Below are 19,303 nucleotides of genomic sequence, written 5' to 3'. Positions count from 1 at the left end.
GCGGCAGGTGTTGCTTGCGGCTGGCTGTGATTATGGGCAGGGCTATTTGTTTTCAGCGCCAGTAAGCGCCTGCGAGTTTACCAAACAATACCTTAAGGCTGCGGCGCCGAACGCAGGCGCTCATGGATTAAATGCGGCGTCTAATGCGCCCGCGGCGCGTGTCTAAGGCGGTGGTGTTAGGTCGCGTGCATAATTGCCTATAAAAACGCCGTGGATTTTGGTAGACTCCGCGGCCCTAACGCAGGGGAGCTAGCGGAAACTGTTGAGTAGGTCAGGGGCGAGTGCGAGTGCGAGTGTAAGCGAGCTTACTGACTCTGAAAGCCTCGCCACCGCGCATCGCAAAACCGCTTGCTCAAATAGCCTTGCGACACTGCCTAGGCCAATGTTAGCCACAATTTAGCCAAAAGAGTCCCTATGAAATTTGCAACACTCGGTTTATCTTCTCCCATTTTGAATGCGATAACTGAGTGCGGCTATCAGCAACTCACGCAAGTCCAAGAGCAAGTGATCCCCTTAGCCCTTGCCGGACAAGATCTGATGGCCTGTGCCCAAACGGGCACAGGTAAAACGGCAGCCTTTGCCTTGCCATTGCTTGCGCAATTGGCGAACGATACCCTCGAGAAGCCCGATACCATCGAGAAGCCATTGTTACGTGCTCTGGTGATGACGCCAACCCGTGAGCTGGCTATCCAAGTGTGCGAAAACATACAAAAATATAGTCAATTTTTACCCCTAAAAACCCTCGCGGTATATGGTGGCGCCAATATGAATCCCCAGCGTAAAGGGGTGGAACAAGGGGTCGATATTCTGGTCGCCACGCCGGGGCGTTTGTTCGATCTTATTGGCCAGTATCAGGTGGACTTAGCAAGCGTCACGACCTTGGTGGTCGATGAAGCTGACCGTATGCTCGATCTTGGGTTTGTGCGTGATATTGAGAAGGTGAAGCGCTTGATTGCGCCATCCCATCAAACCATGTTGTTTTCAGCCACCTACAGCGACGCCGTCAAACAGTTGGCCAATAACATGCTCAAGGAGCCGGCCTGGGTTAACGTGGAAGGCAGCGCTACCGCTGCCACCGTTCAGCAGGAGGTTTATCGGGTTGATAAGCGCCGCAAGGCTGAATTGTTATCAGAGCTGGTGGGCCGTCACAATTGGCGTCAAGTGTTGGTGTTTGCCAGCACAAAAGAGAGCGCCGAACATCTGCAGCAAGAATTAACCTTAGATGGGCTTCGCGCAGGCGTGTTTCATGGCGATAAAACCCAAGGGGCCCGTAACCGAGTGCTAGAGGACTTTAAAACCGGCAAGTTGCGGGTATTGGTCGCAACCGATGTCGCCGCCCGGGGGCTTGATATTCAGGCCTTGCCTTTAGTGATCAACCTTGAGCTGCCTTTCTTGGCCGAAGATTATGTACACCGCATTGGCCGCACGGGCCGCGCGGGGTTATCGGGCCGCGCGATTTCCTTGGTTTCGGCCTCGGATGAGCCGATGCTCGCGGAGATTGAAGCTTTGATTGGTCAAAAGTTGCCCATTACGGTGCAACCGGGTTATGAAGAAGGGGCACCACTACCAGCCCGCTATCGTGATGCCCCGGCGGTGGGCGCCAAAGCCAGTAAGTGGAGCTACAAGGCGCCGAAGGATCGCACGATTGGTAAAGCCGGTGCCCGTCAAGCTGCGCCCTCACGGGTGGGTAAGTACGCCAAAGGGAGCGCCACCAATCGCTCGAGTGGAACTGCTCGCACCACTAAAATCAAATAATGCAAGGGTGATACTGCCTAAGCTTAGTCAACCGGGGGAAGCCCGGTAGCGGGGGCGGATGCAGGGTAAACTCTGTGTTTTTTAAGTCAACAGCGTTAAGGCAAGCGAATCGCAGCATGATAGTTAAAGCCATTCCGACCAATATCATTACCGGTTTTTTAGGCGTCGGCAAAACCACGCTTATCAAGCAATTACTGGCAAGCAAACCCGAGGGGGAAACCTGGGCGGTGTTAGTCAATGAGTTTGGTGAGGTGGGTATCGATGCCGGGCTACTTGCGAATCGTAATCCAACGATCCACATCCGGGAAGTTGCTGGGGGATGCATGTGCTGCGCGGCAGGGGTGCCAACTCAAGTGGCGATTAATCAATTGATCGCCCGGGCCAAGCCCGACCGCCTATTAATAGAGCCGACTGGGCTTGGCCATCCCAACGAAATTATTAAGTTATTATCCGCGCCACACTATCAGCAGGTGATCGCCCTGTGTCACACCTTTTGCCTTGTCGATGCCCGCAAGATCCTTGATGCGCGCTATCGTCAGCATGCTCATTTTAGGGAGCAATTGCAGGTGGCCGATATCGTGATTGCGACTAAATCCGATAAATATGATGCCATTCCTGCCGTTGACGCCGCGCAACTGTATGCTGAGTTACGCCGCTTTTTAGATGCGCTGGGCTCCAAGGACGTGCAGGTCATCCCCCATAGTGCATTGCAGGATGTCCCCCTTGAGATCGTCACTCATCTTGAGCAAGCGCGGCGCCAGCGCTTCAGCCCGCCGCCTTCTTCATTATTATCGCCGCGGCGCGATGTATCGCAGGATATAACCGAGACAGGTTTATTTGCCATGGCGGCAAGTGAAGCTCTTGAGCTTGACATGCCTTTTATTCGTCAACAGCAACAATCCCAAGGCGCAGTGAGCTGTGGCTGGAGATTCTCGCCTACCCAAGAGTTTGATTTTGATAAGTTGATGGCATTTGTCCGCCAGCAAACGGCCCCTGACCGCTGGCGCGGAACACTCCTGAGGTTAAAAGCGGTGATGATCACCACCGATGGCATTGCTGCCGTGAACTGGATAGAGGATGAATGTCAGATAGCAGAGCTTGATGATGCTGTCGATTCGCGATTAGAAATCATCGCAACCGAGGTCTTAGATTGGGATGCCATCGAGCGACAGTTAATGGCTTGTTTGGCCTAATTGGCGGTGCTGTTGGGGCTAGGCTCAGATACTGAAGCTTTGACAATAAGGATACTTAAGCTTTGATGATAAGTTTGAGCTTAGGCGCTCAACGAGATTGAGTGTATGGAGAATAAAAATGCCGTTACCTGTGATTGATAAAAGCCGATATCGTAAACACCTGAATCTATTTCTGCTGGCATTCGTGCTCAGTTTGATGGTGTTATCTTTGTCTTTTGGGGCGGGGTTGATTGCGCTGTTTGGTGCAGAGGCTATCGCTGGGCAACCCACGGGGAATTTTCATTTAAATTTACTGGGTGTGATCCTCGCCGTTGTGTTTTGTAGTGCAGTGGTATTGCACGTTAAATCAACAGCATTTTTTACGGAGATTGATGTTGTTTGGCAACTAAAGCAGCGGCAGAATCGGATTTTCCGTAAATTAGCCAAAATCAAGGCGGCCGCCGCGCAGCACGATGCTAATGCGATGATTATTTTGCTGTTTTATTACACCAGTTTGCAGCAGGTGTATCATTTAGACGACAACACGTTGACCTTAAGCACGCTGTCGCGCGACTTGGCCCAATTACAGGCAAACATCCAAGAGCTTGGTCTAAACCTTAGCGCTGAACAATTTACCCCTTCCATGCTTGATGCATTCTAAGCGCCAACAAAAAAAGTGAGTGTTAGTCACTCACTTTTTGGGCTTGATAGCAATTGAGCTTCGCGGTATGCCGCTAAGGTACATGCCGTTAAGGATAATGTAATATCAACGCTTATTGAGCCTGTTGGGCCTTTTGTAGCGTGAGTAACCACTTACCGTAAATATAAATACCGACAGCTGAAATCGTGCCAATGGCGGCGATAATGTACCAAGCCATCCCGATGTTGTGGCTATGGTACAGCAGTTGAGTTAGCTCCTTGGCGCCTTCGCCAGTGTAGCTCACTAACGTGGTAAAGGCCTCACCTTGAGGAATGGCGCTGACGTCAGCGCTACTCATACCGCGCTCAATTAATAACTCTCGGGAAAAGATTTCTTTAGAGGCATAAATCTCATAGAGTTTGGGGCCAAAGTAACCTTCTAAGCCCCAACCAATCCCTTGGGGCAGCATCACAAAACCTAAGTACATGGCTTTTTTGCCTTCGGGAGCAATATTGCCCATAAACTCGTTTTTCTTCGGGCTTATCATCATTTCCCCTAAGGAAAACATGGCGATAGCGAGCACGATAAACCACGCCGCGTTGAAGGCGCCGATAAACACAAAGGCCGCAATACACAATAAGCACCCAGCAAACATCGCGGTGGTGATGCGGTATTTTGCCGTGAGCGCTGCGATGATAAAGCAACTGGTCATAATCAGGCCGGCATTGAGGTTAAGCATCCCCTCCGGCATCACTTTAGTGCCTTCATTATTCAGGCCCAGCCAGAACTGTAACACGCCGTTTTGAGTCCCCTCACTGCCAAACAGTGAGGTGACAATCACGCTAGTATCGACCCACTCTGAAATGTGTATTGGCAGTACATCAAACAGTGAATTAAATAAGAACCAAAATCCTGAAAAAACCAACATATAGTAAATGACTACGGGTTTTTTAAGCTCGCGCCATGCATCGCGCCAGAGGCTTTCTTGGGTAATCGTTCCGGCCTTGATCTGTTGATTGCGTGCGAGGCGCTCAGCTTTGCCTGGCTCGGTATAGGTCAGTAAAAATAAGAAATTAAGGGAGATGATTGCGGCGCAGGCATAAAACACATTATCCCAGGACAATTGGCGCATGTGCACGGCAACCAAGGGCCCGAGGAAGCCGCCAATATTCACCACTTGGTAAAAAATTCCCCACGCCATCGAGGTGTTGTTGCGTTGGGTCGAGAGCACTAAGGTGCCTTGTATCCCGGGTTTAAAGATCCCCGTACCGATGGCGAGCAGTAAAGCGCCGATTAAAAATCCCCAAAAACTGGGGAAAAACGCCATGACAAGATAGCCCATGATCTTAATAATCGTGGAGGCAAAAATGGTTTCTTTGTAGCCGACGCGATCGGATATCCCACCGGTAAACACTGGCACAAAGGTCTGCATAATGGCCCACAGCGAAATGATAATGCCGTAGTCACTGAGGCTGATCCCAAGGCCTCCGGCCGATTCTGGGGCTTTAGCATAGAGGCCCGCGCTCGCCTTGACGCCGTAATAGGCAATGCGCTCGACCAGTTCCATGCCGCCGACCAGCCAAAAAATATACCCTAAACTGGTGATGGAGGCCCACATCCCGAGTTGCTTGACTTCCCGCAGATCGTTTTCTGCATTTGGACTATTTTGACTCATGTCCTATCCTTTATTATTGTTATCAGCTATAAATTCTTTTAATAATTTGATTTGTAAGGTGTTTTATTTGTAGGTTTTGCTGTTTTTGCGAGGCAAAAAAGCAAGTTTGCCTAGATGAAACAATCACTTTACCTAATTAGCGCTAAATTACCATAAAAGTAGCGAAAAATAAGGGGTTGGGTCACGCTTGTTGGCAGGTTGAGTGCTAAGTGTTTTGCGGCTGTGGTGGTGAGGTTTAATGCTTAACTTGTTGGCCTAATTGGCTTTTGAATAGTATTCCCCCTTAATACGGGGGTTGTGTTCCGACCAAAGTTAGGTACAATCCGCTGCCGCATTTTTGTGCATATTAAATTTTTATCCCATGCACACCTTGCCCTAATTTTGTGAGACACGCTAATGACCGCACCATCCTCGATCGCAACGGATCAACGTTTGCTGGAACAGCCCATATCGACGCTGTTTTGGCGCTATACCATTCCCACCATCGCCTCCATGTTGGTCACTGGGGTCTATGTCACTATTGATGGGATGTTTGTCGGTCATTATCTGGGGGAGACCGGGCTGGCGGGGATGATGTTAGCCTATCCAGTGGGAGCCATTCTCTATGCGGTGGGGGCCATGATTGGCATGGGCAGTGCCGCGTTAGTTTCCATTAACTTGGGTAAGGGCGAGGTGGCCACCGCGCGTAAGATTTTAGGCAATGCTTTTAGCCTGTGTTTATTATTCGGGCTATTTTTTGCTTTGGTCGGCGGCATTTTTTCGCGCGATATTTTGATCTTCCTTGGGGCAGAAGGGGAAATCCTTAAAAGTGCCAATGAATACCTTTTTTGGTATTTTGCCCTGTGCCATTTCCCGATCCTGTCGATGGCCTTTACCAGTTTACTGCGTAACGATGGTCGCCCCTCGACCGTGACCTATGTACTGATCCTCGGCGGCGTACTCAATACCCTCCTCGATTGGCTGTTTATTGTGGTATTTCCCTTTGGATTAGCGGGAGCCGCCATTGCCACTATGCTTGCGCAAGCCGTGACGGGACTGTTGTGTTTACAACATTTTTTTGGTCCACGCACGCAGCTTAAAATCAATTTCGAGCAGATGAAGCTAAAACTGGAGCATTGCCGCAATATTGCTCGGGTAGGTTTACCCAGTTTTTTGATGAACCTGTACCTGTCTATCGTGCTGACCTTGCATAATACCGCCTTTTTGTGGGTGGGTGGGCCCTTGCATGTGGCCGCCTATGGCGTGGTGAGCTATGCCGAGGCCTTTTTCTATTTGATTTTTGAAGGTATCGCCTTTGGCACTCAACCGATTTATAGCTTTAATGCGGGCGCAGGCCGGTTTGATAGAGTCAAACAAGCACGCAATATCGCTTTTGCCATGACGTTGCTGACGGCGGCCCTTGGCTTAGCGCTGATCTACAGCCGCCCCGAATGGTTGGTGTATCTGTTTGCCGGCGATAATCCACATTTAACCCCGGTCGCGATAGAGGGAATGCGCTGGTATTTCTGGGGCTTACCTATGGAAGGGTTAATTTTGGTGGGCGCCAGTTTCTTCCAAGCGATTAACTGCGCTAAGCAGGCATCGATCCTTACTGGCAGTAAACTTATCCTCATTGCTGCCGTGATTTATGTTTTTGCCTGGGCATTTGGCGTGGTTGGGGTATGGGTATCACTGGCAAGTTGTAGCACGCTGCTGTGTGTGTGGATGTTTTATGCGCTAAAACAGGTCGAGCGCCGCTCGCATTAAAGCCGCAGCAGGGCTTGAGGGGCGAAACCTTAACTGAATGGGTAATCTGTTGATTAACCCGTAGCGAGGGCGAAGGTTAGGGCTAGTATGGCACCGTGCGCTCTGTTACATTGCCCAAGTTAACAAAGTGGTTAATCTGAGTGGCACATGTTGTAAGCTGCTTGCGGTAACATGCTTGCCAAATGTTAACTAAAATACGCTTGAGTTAGATGAGGACCCTATGCGCACCCATGCAGTCATTTTTACGCTGTTACTTGGCGTTTTCAGTCAGATTAGCGCCAATGCTAAAGAAAATGAACTCGTTTTCGCCAGTGATTTTGAAGGCAATCCCTTAGCTCAACCTTGGTCATGGATCATGGGGTGCCAATTGGCGAGGGCGGAGCCGCGCAGTGGCGAGAGCGCCTTATTATGCGCCGAGGGGAGTAGTAGCATTGTCAGTAAATATCCTGTGGCAGAGGCAGGACTGTTGGAGTTTTGGGTCAAACCTCAAAATAGCCAAACCCAATATCGGATCAATGTGTTAACTTCCCCGGTGCTTAAGCTTGATGCCAAGTGGCAGCATGTGGCATTAATTGATGTCAGCCCGAATGCCAATGAATATTTGGCGCACCGAGTGTCGATTGATGATCCTAGCCGTCAATATATTCGTCTCGATATTGAAGCCGTTAACGGGCCTATCAGTCTCGATGATTTGACTTTAGATAAAGTGCGCCTCGATATCGCCCTGCAAAAAAACGAGCAAAAAATTATTGGCGGGATTTTAGATAAGCTCAAACAAGATAAAAATTACGAGGTGCAGGCCGAATCCTTTCGAACACTCGGTAAAAATTACGCCGCCCAACTTGAGAGTCAAAGACAATATCTTGAATATTCTCATGCCATCTATTCGAGCATTACCTTTGTATTGGCGACCACCGAGCGCAATAAAATGTCTAACCCCTTAGGTTATAACACCTTTAGAGCGGTGCTGACCGATGCCAAACGGGTTGCTTCGCCGCTGCAACAGGCGCGTTTAGGCTCAATGGTGAAACCTTTTGGCGATCTGGCCACCGCCACCTTAAATGTGGTCAGCGCAGGCGCCTATTCAGCCTTTGCCGAACCCTTTAAATCCTTTTTAGCCGCCACCTTTGACCGTGCAAACTACGACAACAGTGATTTAAGCCGCAGCGATAAAAAGTTTGCTGAAGAAAATGGGCTTAAGATCTACCAACAGGCCGAGCGCTTTATGGGCGAAATTGAAAAAGAGCTGCAACAGGTGACCGCCCTTGATAATGATTTAGTGAACATGCAAAAGAACTTAGATGCCTTTCGCCGGGATCTTGATAAACATCTGCGCAGCTATTTACAGCACGCCAGCATTGCCCGCACCCCCGAAAATTACAGCCGAATGATGAGTAAAGACGAGCAGAGCCGCGCCGTGATCATTGCCGAGGCGAGTGCGAATATCAGCGCTAAGGCCGATGCCCTATTGGCCGCCAATAGCAATGCGGAGTTGGTGCAATATATGATTAAAACCACTGAAAAAATGGACGAATTTCAAGAATTCAAGGAGCGTTTTAATCAAATCACTTCCGCTATGCTGACCTTCTACGATCGATTCGAGCGCTCGATTGCCGCGGAGCAAAATCCTTTTACCGATCCTAGCGATCGCGCCGTATGGGAACAACATGCCCAAAGCGCCCGCAGCTACATTGGCCAGTCAAAGGAGGCCTTTACCAAGGCGTTTATGTAAGCCTACAGTTTATGTAAGCCTATAGTTTATGTAAGCCTATAGTTTATGTCAGCTTACACTGGGGAGCATGTTGGCCATTTTTTTGCTGCTGGCAATGGATACCGCTCTTGCGCCTTGGCTGCGTAGAGGCTTAGCGTACCTAATTGCCAGCCAATCCACTTAACTTGAGGACATGCCTATGTTTTTTACCCTGTTATTCGTCACATTCGCGTTATCCGTGTTGGTATCGTTTATGGTGGTGCAGATTTTTAAGTCCCCCTTAGGAGAAATCTTTAAGCGGATCATCCAAGATGCGATCAGCATGGCTTGGCAGAAATACATCATCTTCGCCACCTATGTGGTGGGGATTTCTGGCGGGGTGCGGATTTATGATCTCGAACGTTACATCACCGCAAGGCACAAAGATGCGGAGATCCTCGAGCTCACCAGCGAGCGCTGGACCATAGAGATCTACCGAACGATAATTGAAACATTGCAAAGCATTGCTTGGATGTACTTGATTGTATTTATATTTACTCTTATTGCTTATGTTATAGTCCGTGGCTTTGAATTAAAAAATAGCCATAAGGCCGTCACTCACCATAGTGATGATAAACATGATGGCCAGTAGCGCGCATTAGCCAGTAGCGCGTATTTAGTCGGTAGTGCACATTGAGCCGCTAGCGAGCATCGGGCTATGGGCGCATAGCCCTCTCAGGTCCGCCATTAAGAACTTTATATTGCGCTGGTAAAGATAACAGCTTAATGCTTATTTTGAGTGTTACCTCAATGGGGCTCAGTTGCCCATGATGGAGCAACACGAGAGTGGGATATGTGCTGCTATAACGCTATTTTAGTATTTAAATTCAATATCTTAATATAAATAAAAGCCGCCTATGTTGGCGGCTTTTGTGTTTGGTTGGATAAGGCCCGCTTACATGATCTTCGGGACCTTAGTTAGCCGCAGGGATATCGCTCAAATTACAGCAAATACACATTCAAGCTGCAGGCGCCGTGGGCACCGACGACCAGGGCTTGCTCAATATCGGCCGTTTTTGAGGGACCGGCGATAAACACGCCAAACTCACCAGGAGCGAGGCTGATTTCTTTGGCGGCCTGATGCAAGTTGGCAACAATTTTGTTTGTTGGCAGTGCTAGGATCAGGTTTTCACAGATAAAAGGGGTGACTCTGTGGCCGAGGTTGTTGTTGTTTACCCAAATCGCGCCATTTTCAGCCACACCAATATCCCCTGGGATCACCGCATAATCGATGTCTTTTAGCTCATGGGCGGTCGATGGCACTTCACGGTTTGCCTTTATGCCATCCACGAGTGAGATCACCTGCAGTCCTTGGCCAATAAGTTCATCGACTTTGGCTTGCAGGGCAGTGAGGCCACCTTCTTTGTGTAATGTCCCAGCGACTGTGTTGAGGTTGGTTTCAAACTGGCCGACTAAATTTTCAACTCGTGGCGTGACCTCGATGGTCGGCATCGGGTGATCGGTTAAGGCGGTCAGTTTTAGCCCATTGAGAATTTCAAGTTTGCTAGACATCTTATAGGCTCCTGTGTTTTTTAAACCAAGCTTCGAAGCTGGAATTGGGGGCGACGGGCAGTTCACGGTATTTGCCCCATGCGCCGCTAAATGGCTTGAGTAAGCTGCCGGGTAAAATGCGCAATGCGGTTCTGGCCACGCTCATTGAGCAATTCAGCAGGGTTTCACTTGCCATAAACTTACCGACTAATGGCATATAGCCATTTTTGCCGTAGGGCAGTTCGCCCGCTTCGGCCTTCAGGCGGCGGTGATGGTGGATGATTTTGTCGAGCGGCACCTTGGTTGGGCACACATAAGTACAGCTGCCACATAAGGTACAGGCCCAAGCGATGGAGTTGGTATCATCATGCTTGGCGCCAACGGCAATGCCAATCGGGCCGGGGATAGTGTAGTTATAGCTGTAACCGCCGGAGCGACGATACACAGGACAAGTGTTGAGGCAGCCGCCACAACGGATACACTTTAATGATTCTGCAAGAATTTTATCCTTGAGCATCTCAGTGCGGCCATTGTCTACAATGATCACATGCATTTCGCCGTCGGTTTGTGGTCCGCGGTAGAAGGCACTGTAAGTGGTGACGGGTTGGCCAGTGGCATTGCGCGCCAGGGTGCGCAGCAGTACGGCGGCGCTGTCGAGATCCGGCACGATTTTATCGATCCCCATGGAATGCAACTGCAGCTTAGGCAGATTCGCTCCCATGTCGGCGTTACCTTCGTTAGTGCAAACCACGACGGCGCCTTTATCGGCAATCGCCATGTTTACCCCAGTCATGGCCGCATCGGCACTGAGGAACTGCTCGCGCAAATGGGCACGGGCGGCGCGGGTCAAATATAAGGGATCGGATTCACCGGCTTTAGTGCCTAATTTTTCATGGAAAAGCTCGCCGACTTCTTCTTTTTTCATGTGGATCGCAGGGACCACAATGTGCGATGGCGGCATTTTGGCCAGCTGGATAATGCGCTCGCCAAGGTCGGTATCGATGACTTCAATGCCGCGCGCTTCCAAGTAAGGATTGAGGTGACATTCTTCGGTGAGCATGGATTTCGACTTCACCAGTTTTTTCACCTGATGATTGGCTAAAATCTCATGAACGATACGATTATGCTCGGCACCATCTTTGGCCCAATGAACCTTAATGCCGTTGGCAAGACAATTTTGCTCAAAGGTTTCAAGGTATTGTGCAAGATTGGTTAACGTATGCAGTTTGATTTCAGAGCCTAGCTGACGCAGTTGTTCCCACTCAGGCAAGCTGCCTGCGGCGCGGTCACGTTTTTCCCGCAGCACCCAAAGGGCCTTGGAATGCCAATCGACACGGGTTTCATCGCGGCAAAAAATATCGGCTTTGTGGGCGTGCACCTGCGAGCCTTCGCCGCCGTGATTATGCTGATAGGCCGCTTGGGTATTTTGATTAGCCATAGTCTATCTCCTAAAGCGCCGCGTTGAGAATTTGTGCGATGTGGCGAATTTCAATGGGTAATTGCTGTCTGCGGATCATGCCATCAAGGTGTAATAGGCAGGAAGGGTCGAAACCGACCACGTATTTTGCCCCCGTGGCAGCATGGGCTTGGGCTTTATCTTTGCCCATTTTGGCCGAGACGGCGCCTTCATCCACGGCAAAGGTGCCACCAAAACCACAGCATTCGTCGCGGCGATCGGGGTAAACAATGTCGATACCGGAAATATTGGCTAATACCGCTTCGACTTTGTTGAATTTGGGCCCCATTTCTTCGCTTGGGCTGGCAAGGTTTAACATGCGGATCCCATGGCAGCTCAATTGCAGGCTGATCTTGTGGGCAAAGGGCTTGTTAAAGGCGGGGATCGGGGCGATATCGTGTAAAAACTCGGTCAGTTCGTAGAGTTTGGCGATAACCGCTTGGGCTTCTGGGCTGTTATCGAACTCGTGGAAGTTTTCTTTGGCGGCCACTAAACAAGAGGCGGCGGGGCAGACAATGGCGTCACATTCAACACCCTTAAACGCATTAAGTAATTTAAGGGTGGTGCTGCGTGCGGCATCGAAGCAGCCGGAGTTGGTCATTGGTTGGCCGCAGCACGTTTGACCCGCGGGCAAAATCACTTGGTGCCCGAGTTTCTCTAATAATTCCAGAGTAGCAATGGCGACATCTGGCATCATTTGATTGACGAGACACGGGATGAAAAGGGCGATTTTCATGGTGTTTTCTCTTTCTTGTGAGTGAACGATATTGCTTGGCATTGTGCACCAAAAAACGCATGAATGCTGCGGCAAAATGCCAAATATAGGTGGTTGTTCACAGAATAAATAGCGCAGTTGAGGTAAAAGAATCGATGGATTTTTGCAAAAATGCAAAAATAATAATCTGATGATTTACCGCTATTATTACTACAGTTAATCGGAGGAGATGGGGAGCTTGTTGGTTGATATTTTCAGTAATAACAGGTTGTTTCTAGTTAAATTTGCATAATAGATGCGTAAAAATTCACTTGATGCGCATAAGGATGATGACGCATAAAACGGATGCGTATCACCATTGGGCGCATAAAAACGGGGCCTATATTGGCCCCGTGCAGCGGATCATTGCGCCGAGCTTAGCGGCTACATTCCTCAAGTAGATAAGCTAAGTGGCGGTAAGAAATGCCACTGTGCTGGGTGAGCCCCACCTCACACATACGGTTAGCGTAATAGCCTTCTTTAATCTCAGCTGGGATCAGCTTTTTAATGTTGCGCAGGGCGCTGGCATTGATTTCGGGCTTATATAAGCCTTTTTCACCCGCGTAGCCACAACAGTCAATTCCTGCAGGTTTTAACACTTGAGCCGAGCAGGCATTGGCAATGGCTTGCATCTTTGGCTCGAGCTTCATCTTGCGGGCACTACAACCTAAGTGCAGAGCAACATTGACCTTTTTGCTGATATTAAGCTTGTCGAGCAGGTTGTCGTGCATAAACTCAACCAGATCGGTGATTTGCACCTGTGGGTTACCCGTTAACGTGCGGTAGGTGCAGCTTAATGCATCCACCAGTACTGGGATTTTCCCGCCGTGACTCAGTTGACTCAGTGACTCGATAAGCTCTTGGCGTTTTGCATCGGCGTTTTTAAAGTCGCCCTTAGATTCCCACATCTGTCCGCAGCACAGATCGCGAGTATTGTCAGGGGTAATGACGTTATAACCGGCGCGCTCTAAAAGGGTCACGACGACTTCAGGTAGGGTGCGGTTATCCGGATCCTTTGGCGTAGGGCCGAAGGTTCTACCACCGCAGGCCGGGAAATAGACCACGGTTTCTTGTTCCGCTTTGGCCGGTGCCGGTTTAGGCAATTTACCGCCTTTAGGGAAATCCGGGTTCCAATAGGGCACTTCTTTTGAAATTAACCGACCGGTTTTCATCAGGGCGTTGGTAAAACCATCACCGGTGATCTTGTGGATCACCCCAAGCATATCAAAGCCTGTGCTGATCACTTGGTTGACGGCGCCAAAGTGCTTGGCTTGGAAGTCGAGTACTTTTTGTTCGGTGCTGGTGATGTAAGGTGTACGCAATTTACGCACCAATTGGCCCATGCTGTTGTCCACGGGACAAGCAATGGTACACAGCTGGCAGGCGGCGCAGGTATCAATCACATCGTATTTAGCGGCAGCACGCATGGCGGCGGCGCCAGCTTTATCGCCCGATTGCTCTAAACGCTCGATTTCCCGCAACGTGGCAATGCGCTGGCGTGGTGAGAAGTTAAGGGCGGAGGTTGGGCAGGTTTTTTCACAGAAACCACATTCGATACATTTATCGACAAAGTCATCGACCACGGGGCAAGGTTTGATGTGCTTGACGTGGACGTGGCTGTCATCGTTAAGGATCACGCCGGGGTTTAAGATGCCTTGAGGATCGAATATCTGTTTGATGCTCTTCATCAAAGTGTAGGCATCTTGTCCCCATTCTTTTTCAACAAAGGGCGCGACCGCGCGGCCGGTGCCGTGCTCGGCCTTCATCGAACCATCGTATTTATTGATCACCATATCGGCAATATCGTCCATAAAGGCTTGGAAACGGTCGATATCGGCTTGGGTGCTAAAGGCTGGAGTGATAATAAAGTGGAAGTTGCCCGCCAGCGCATGGCCATAGATACAGCCTTCAGGGTAACCATGCTTATGGAATAGCTCGGTAATATCCCGCGCAGCTGCAGCCAGATGCTCAAGCTCGAAGGCGACGTCTTCGATGATGACCGAGGTGCCCTTCGGACGCTCACCGCCAACGATGGGGAATAAGCCCTTGCGCATGGCCCAGTATTTATCACAGACCTCAGGGTTACTGCTAAATTCCATTGGGCGGATAAAGTCAAATCCGGCCAATTTTTGGGTGACATCTTGGGTGTAGGCTTCCAGTGTTGAGGCATCATCCGCGCGAGATTCAATCAACAAAATCGCCGATAACGCCGGTAATTCTGCCAGCCAATCCGGCATGCCCGGTTTACCGGTGACAGCTTTAATGGATGGCCAATCGAGCAGCTCTGCGGCTGACACACTTTCGCCATTGATTAATGGAATGGCGCGGGCGGCATCTTCCATGTTGTGGAATACCGCCATGGCCGAGGCCTTGTATTTAGCCTCATTAACCGTGTGGTAGGTGACTTCGTTGATAAAGGCCAGCGTTCCTTCCATCCCGACCATCAAATGGTTAATGATGTCAAAGGGATCGGTAAAATCGAGCAGCGAGTTAATGCCGTAACCCGTGGTGTTTTTGATGGCGTACTTTTTACGAATTCGTTCCGCCAGCGTGGTGTTATGGCGGGTCATGTGGGCAAGATCGGTCAGCGCATCGAGCAATTTGCCGTGGGTCTGGCTAAATTGGGCTTTGGATTGTTCACAGCCGGTATCAAGCTCAGTGCCATCGGCAAACACGAGTTTGGCAGAGGCAATGGTTTGATAACTGTTTTGCGCGGTACCACAGCACATGCCCGAGGCATTATTGGCCACAATGCCACCAATTTTAGCGGAGGCAATGGTCGCCGGATCTGGGCCAATCTTGCGATTAAGGGGGGCGAGCACCGCATTGGCATCGGAGCCAATGACTGCAGCGCCTAGGGTGATTTGTTTGGCGTCGCTGCTCACTTCAATTGTTCTAAAGCCATCGTGGCCAAGGATTAACAGTATGCCTTCACCAATGGCTTGACCCGATAAACTGGTGCCTGCGGCTCGAAAGGTCACGGGGGCATTATGTTTGCGAGCAACCGCTAAGGTTTGTTTGACTTGCTCTAAGGTTTCAGCATGCACCACGACTTCGGGCACAATTCTAAAATAACTTGCATCGGTGGACCAAGCAAAACGCCGAACGGGATCATCCGTAACCGGCTGTTCCCCTAATTGCGCTCTTAAATCATCGATGACCAATTTATAGTTAATCGACATAGCATTACTCTCTTTATAAAAGACTGAAACCCAATTTGAATCAGACAAAAATTAACGTTGTAGCGGACTAAAATGCCATGTAACGCGGTATCAGACAGTGACCAAAGCCACAAGCTTTGGTCATGCCCTTAGAACAAGGTATTAGAAACCGCCCCACACGACTGCAATCGTACCGGCCAGTAAGGCGTAGGCCATGGCCACAGGCATGGTTTTACGGATAATTTCCGACTCTCTACCTGCCATACCAACGACCGTTGCGGCTGCGACCACGTTCATCACGCACATCATGTTACCCGCGTTGGCGCCGATCCCTTGCAGTGCTAAAACCAGCGCGTGGTTCATGCCAATATTGTCGGCCACGCTGTACTGTAAACCGGAGAACATCATGTTCGAGAAGGTGGCCGAACCGGATAAGAAGGCGCCAAAAATACCCACAATTGGTGCCATCCAAGCCCATACCGCTCCCATAGAACCGGCCAGCATATCGGCTAATGCCACTGGCATTGACGCAAGGCCAGCACTATTGCCACCTGAGTTTAAGAATATTTTCACCATAGGCACTGATGCGCCAAGAGAAATAATGGTCGGTAACATGGACTTACAAGAATCGCCGAGGGATTGTTTGATCGCAGGGCTTTTCATTTTGAACAGGAAGAAACCTAAGATACACACGGCAACAAAGAAGGCGCCTGGGGCGTATAAGGTCGCAAAGCTTGCCTTAAGTTCGGTGCCCATTAAGCCTGTCCAGCTGATGTTAAAACTTGATAACCAGGCTTTGAGAGGCGCCACAGTGCGAGACAATACTAACAGTGCGGCCATGATGATATAAGGTGTCCACGCCGCGACCTGTGAAAATTGTGTGCTCGCTTCGAGTTGTCGCGCGTCTTGCTTGTCATTTTCAGCAAAATCATTCCAAGGTGTTTTTGGCAGTAAGTACCCCTTACGAGCAACCGGGATCACCAGTGCCATACCCACTAATGCACCAATCACTGAGGGAAACTCTGGACCTGCAAAATAGTTGATAAGCCATGCCGGCACGGTAAACGCAAGTCCTGCAAAAATCGCAAACTTCCAAATTGCCAAGCCTTCTTTAAAGGATTTATTGCGGCCAAAGAAGCCCGTTAACAGTGCGACCATCACCAGTGGAATTAATGAACCTGTGACTAAATCGATGGTGATCATGTGCATGGCAATGAACTGGGCATAGTCTGCGTAGCTGCCGCCATGTTCGGCGATCTGCGCTGCCGCCATGCTCACGCCACCTTGGGTTAAGCCTTGCTCCATACCAAAGAGGACCGGTAGGCCAATGGCACCAAAGGAAACACTGGCGGAGTCGGCAATTAACGCGACCACTGCCGCCGCGATGGGGGGGACGCCCAATAATACCAGCAGCGGCGCACCAATGGCCGCGGGAGTACCAAAGCCGGCACTGCCTTCAATAAAGGCGCCAAACAACCAACATATAATGATCACTTGCACGCGAGCATCGGCGCTGATATTGGTAAAGCCGGCCCGAATGGTATCCATGGCGCCAGAGTATTTTAAGGTGTTGAGTAGGAATACCGCACCAAAAATAATGGTTAATGGAGTGATGGCCGATAACAGCCCTTCAAGAACCGATGCTGCCAGTAGCGTGGTGTCCATTTGCCAAATAAACACCGCAGCGAGTGCCGTGACTATCATGGAAATGGGCATAGCCTTCGATGCGGGCATTCTGAGCAATACTAGAAATAGCATTACGCTCAGTACCGGCGTCAAGCTGGCGAAGAGTTGAAGTAGTGTCATGCTTGCCTCTTTTTGTAAACGTGGTCGATCATTGATAAAAACAGGAATGTGCCGTTTGCGCTGTACCTAATTGCGACGAGTTAACAGCCTCATTAGGTAGCTAGCTTAATGCTGACGCTAAGATTCAAGGCACTGTTTATCTGCAGCGCGTCGATCAAGGTTGCGGTTCATTCAGTTGAAGGTGTGTAATAGACGCTATTCATCGCGCGACTTATATGATCTAGATCATCTTGAAGGTTAAACGAGAGGTCAATTTACAGGGCTGCAGGAAAGTTCTCTCAAGCGATTTCAGTGCGTGTGAGCTGAGTCACTCAATCAGTTTTCGCGATAGTCGTTTTTGTTATTTTTATCATGTTTTATATCGCTTAAAGTTATTAAAAACGATTTTACGGCTAGAATATTCTCTCAAAATTGCAATTAATGCCCTGTTTTATTGCAAAACTGCACAATTGATGAATTTTAAAGCCAAAATTCAGGTGTGATAAACCTCGCATTGAGTCATGAGAGGCTTTTTTAAGATAAAATTAATATTATTTAAAGTTTTGATTTAAAACGTTTAATGTTGTAATTGACCGCTTATTGCTTAGTGATGCAGATCACATTGGCGCGCTCGCTTGAGGTTTGTGTGATCAGTGTCACGCCGCGGGGTTGACTTTATCTTGAAAGTCAAAAAATCCGTGTTGCAAGCACGACACCCATTTTGACGGCAGGCGGATAGGTCATGTGCCCCGGTGTTTATGCGACAGGGCTTAGTCGGATGAGTTGGCGTATGAGAAAGGCGTCAAGCCGGTTGTATTGAGTTGTACCGAGTGCCCGCTGGCCATAAAGGCTGAGCGTGACTAAAGACGATGGGGAACAGCATGCGCTGCAAACGCCAATCTGCTTGAGTGTAAAGGTTAAAACAGCTTACTGCCCCAGCCCAATTTGCTACGTAAGACGTGAAAGTAATTATGCCCCTTAGGATGAATAAGGCATAAACGCGCCGAACTGCGCTGCACGATAATTTCATCTCCAGGCAATACCGCTAAATGGACATGCCCGTCACAACTGACCTCCAAATTTTCGCCATTGGCCGGAGACACCACCATTTTGATGGTACTACAGGCATCGACCACAATCGGACGACACGACAGGGTGTGGGGGAACATGGGGACGAGGATCAACGCTTGTAAATTGGGGGTAAGGATCGCACCGCCTGCGGACAGTGCATAGGCCGTCGAGCCTGTGGGAGTGGAGACTATCATGCCATCGGCACGTTGGCTGTACATGAATTGGTCGTCAATATAGACTTCAAATTCAATCATGTGGGCAATTTTGCCCGGGTGCAAAACCGCTTCGTTAACGGCGCTATTGCTCGCCTTGAGTACGCCATCACGGTACACTTTGGCCTCCAGTAGGAAGCGATATTCGGTATCAAATTCGCCATCGAGCACTTTCGCGAGGGCTTCTTCAAAGGCATCGGGCGGTAAGTCGGTTAAAAAGCCAAGATTGCCACGGTTGACCCCAATCACGGCGACATTAAAACGCGCCAAGACGCGCGCGGCACCTAACATATTGCCATCACCGCCCACCACAATGGCCAAGTCGCAGCGCTTGCCAATCTGCGGTAAATCAACCGCTTCGATATGGGACCCTAACTCGCTTGCCACCCGTTCTTCAACGAGCACTTCATAGCCTTGCATGGTGAGCCAATGATGCAAACGCGTTAAGGTTTGGTTGGTGCCTTGATGATGGGGTTTGCCGATAAGGCCAATGGTGTGGAACTTTATGGTCATATTTATGCTAGATCTGGCCTTAGGCCTTGAAACGTCAAAATTGATCCCCATAATATGCCCAGAGTATTTAGAAACAAAGCATTTTTAGCTGGAGTGAAAATGAGCAACGAATCGATTAAAGC

General features: G+C 49.6%; 13 protein-coding genes. 6 read left to right on the top strand and 7 right to left on the bottom strand.

Features of this window, described 5'->3' with window-relative positions; all coding sequences use genetic code 11:
* Nucleotides 1-414 precede the first annotated feature (414 nt).
* The 3 genes from ACRCZA_RS05445 (at nucleotide 415) to ACRCZA_RS05435 (ending at nucleotide 3,588) form a co-directional block, all read left to right on the top strand.
* Nucleotides 415-1,755, top strand: coding sequence for a DEAD/DEAH box helicase (locus ACRCZA_RS05445; RefSeq protein ID WP_438673453.1), 1,341 nt, complete (start codon nucleotides 415-417; stop codon nucleotides 1,753-1,755).
* 116 nt (nucleotides 1,756-1,871) lie between these two features.
* The gene (locus tag ACRCZA_RS05440) at nucleotides 1,872-2,948 is read left to right on the top strand and encodes a CobW family GTP-binding protein (protein WP_438673452.1); all 1,077 of its coding nucleotides are present in this window, start codon (nucleotides 1,872-1,874) and stop codon (nucleotides 2,946-2,948) included.
* 118 nt (nucleotides 2,949-3,066) lie between these two features.
* Nucleotides 3,067-3,588 carry a DUF3087 family protein gene (locus tag ACRCZA_RS05435; protein WP_438673451.1) on the top strand — a complete coding sequence of 174 codons (522 nt, stop codon included), beginning with the start codon at nucleotides 3,067-3,069 and terminating at the stop codon, nucleotides 3,586-3,588.
* A 112-nt stretch (nucleotides 3,589-3,700) separates the two neighbouring features.
* On the opposite strand, the gene ACRCZA_RS05430 is transcribed toward ACRCZA_RS05435, so the two are convergent.
* Nucleotides 3,701-5,242 (bottom strand): MFS transporter, encoded by a 1,542-nt coding sequence (locus tag ACRCZA_RS05430; protein ID WP_438673450.1) that lies wholly within the window; start codon nucleotides 5,240-5,242, stop codon nucleotides 3,701-3,703.
* A 396-nt stretch (nucleotides 5,243-5,638) separates the two neighbouring features.
* On the opposite strand from ACRCZA_RS05430, the gene ACRCZA_RS05425 reads away from it, so the two are divergent.
* The 3 genes from ACRCZA_RS05425 to ACRCZA_RS05415 all read left to right on the top strand — a co-directional run bounded on the left by ACRCZA_RS05425 (nucleotide 5,639) and on the right by ACRCZA_RS05415 (nucleotide 9,330).
* Nucleotides 5,639-6,988, top strand: a complete 1,350-nt coding sequence (locus tag ACRCZA_RS05425) for an MATE family efflux transporter (protein WP_438673449.1) — start codon at nucleotides 5,639-5,641, stop codon at nucleotides 6,986-6,988.
* A 220-nt stretch (nucleotides 6,989-7,208) separates the two neighbouring features.
* A complete protein-coding gene (gene bdpA / locus ACRCZA_RS05420) occupies nucleotides 7,209-8,720 on the top strand; it encodes a BAR domain-like protein A BdpA (RefSeq protein WP_438673448.1) in 1,512 nt (503 codons plus the stop codon).
* 178 nt (nucleotides 8,721-8,898) lie between these two features.
* Nucleotides 8,899-9,330 (top strand): hypothetical protein, encoded by a 432-nt coding sequence (locus ACRCZA_RS05415; RefSeq protein ID WP_438673447.1) that lies wholly within the window; start codon nucleotides 8,899-8,901, stop codon nucleotides 9,328-9,330.
* Nucleotides 9,331-9,680: 350 nt separating this feature from the next.
* On the opposite strand, the gene ACRCZA_RS05410 is transcribed toward ACRCZA_RS05415, so the two are convergent.
* The 6 genes from ACRCZA_RS05410 to nadK form a co-directional block, all read right to left on the bottom strand.
* Nucleotides 9,681-10,250 carry a LutC/YkgG family protein gene (locus ACRCZA_RS05410; protein WP_438673446.1) on the bottom strand — a complete coding sequence of 190 codons (570 nt, stop codon included), beginning with the start codon at nucleotides 10,248-10,250 and terminating at the stop codon, nucleotides 9,681-9,683.
* Nucleotide 10,251: 1 nt separating this feature from the next.
* Nucleotides 10,252-11,667: a lactate utilization protein B gene (locus ACRCZA_RS05405; RefSeq protein WP_438673445.1), complete on the bottom strand. Its 1,416-nt coding sequence runs from the start codon at nucleotides 11,665-11,667 to the stop codon at nucleotides 10,252-10,254.
* Nucleotides 11,668-11,677: 10 nt separating this feature from the next.
* The gene (locus tag ACRCZA_RS05400) at nucleotides 11,678-12,421 is read right to left on the bottom strand and encodes a (Fe-S)-binding protein (protein ID WP_438673444.1); all 744 of its coding nucleotides are present in this window, start codon (nucleotides 12,419-12,421) and stop codon (nucleotides 11,678-11,680) included.
* Nucleotides 12,422-12,816: 395 nt separating this feature from the next.
* Nucleotides 12,817-15,621, bottom strand: a complete 2,805-nt coding sequence (locus ACRCZA_RS05395; RefSeq protein ID WP_438673443.1) for an FAD-binding and (Fe-S)-binding domain-containing protein — start codon at nucleotides 15,619-15,621, stop codon at nucleotides 12,817-12,819.
* A gap of 141 nt (nucleotides 15,622-15,762) precedes the next feature.
* The gene (locus ACRCZA_RS05390; protein ID WP_438673442.1) at nucleotides 15,763-17,406 is read right to left on the bottom strand and encodes an L-lactate permease; all 1,644 of its coding nucleotides are present in this window, start codon (nucleotides 17,404-17,406) and stop codon (nucleotides 15,763-15,765) included.
* Nucleotides 17,407-18,302: 896 nt separating this feature from the next.
* A complete protein-coding gene (gene nadK, locus ACRCZA_RS05385) occupies nucleotides 18,303-19,181 on the bottom strand; it encodes an NAD(+) kinase (RefSeq protein ID WP_438673441.1) in 879 nt (292 codons plus the stop codon).
* Nucleotides 19,182-19,303: the final 122 nt, after the last annotated feature.

Origin of the sequence: Shewanella sp. (assembly GCF_051658185.1) — a bacterium.
GTDB lineage: Bacteria > Pseudomonadota > Gammaproteobacteria > Enterobacterales > Shewanellaceae > Shewanella.
Note: the sequence above shows the minus strand (reverse complement) of the source record. Positions and strands in the feature narration are given on the sequence as shown.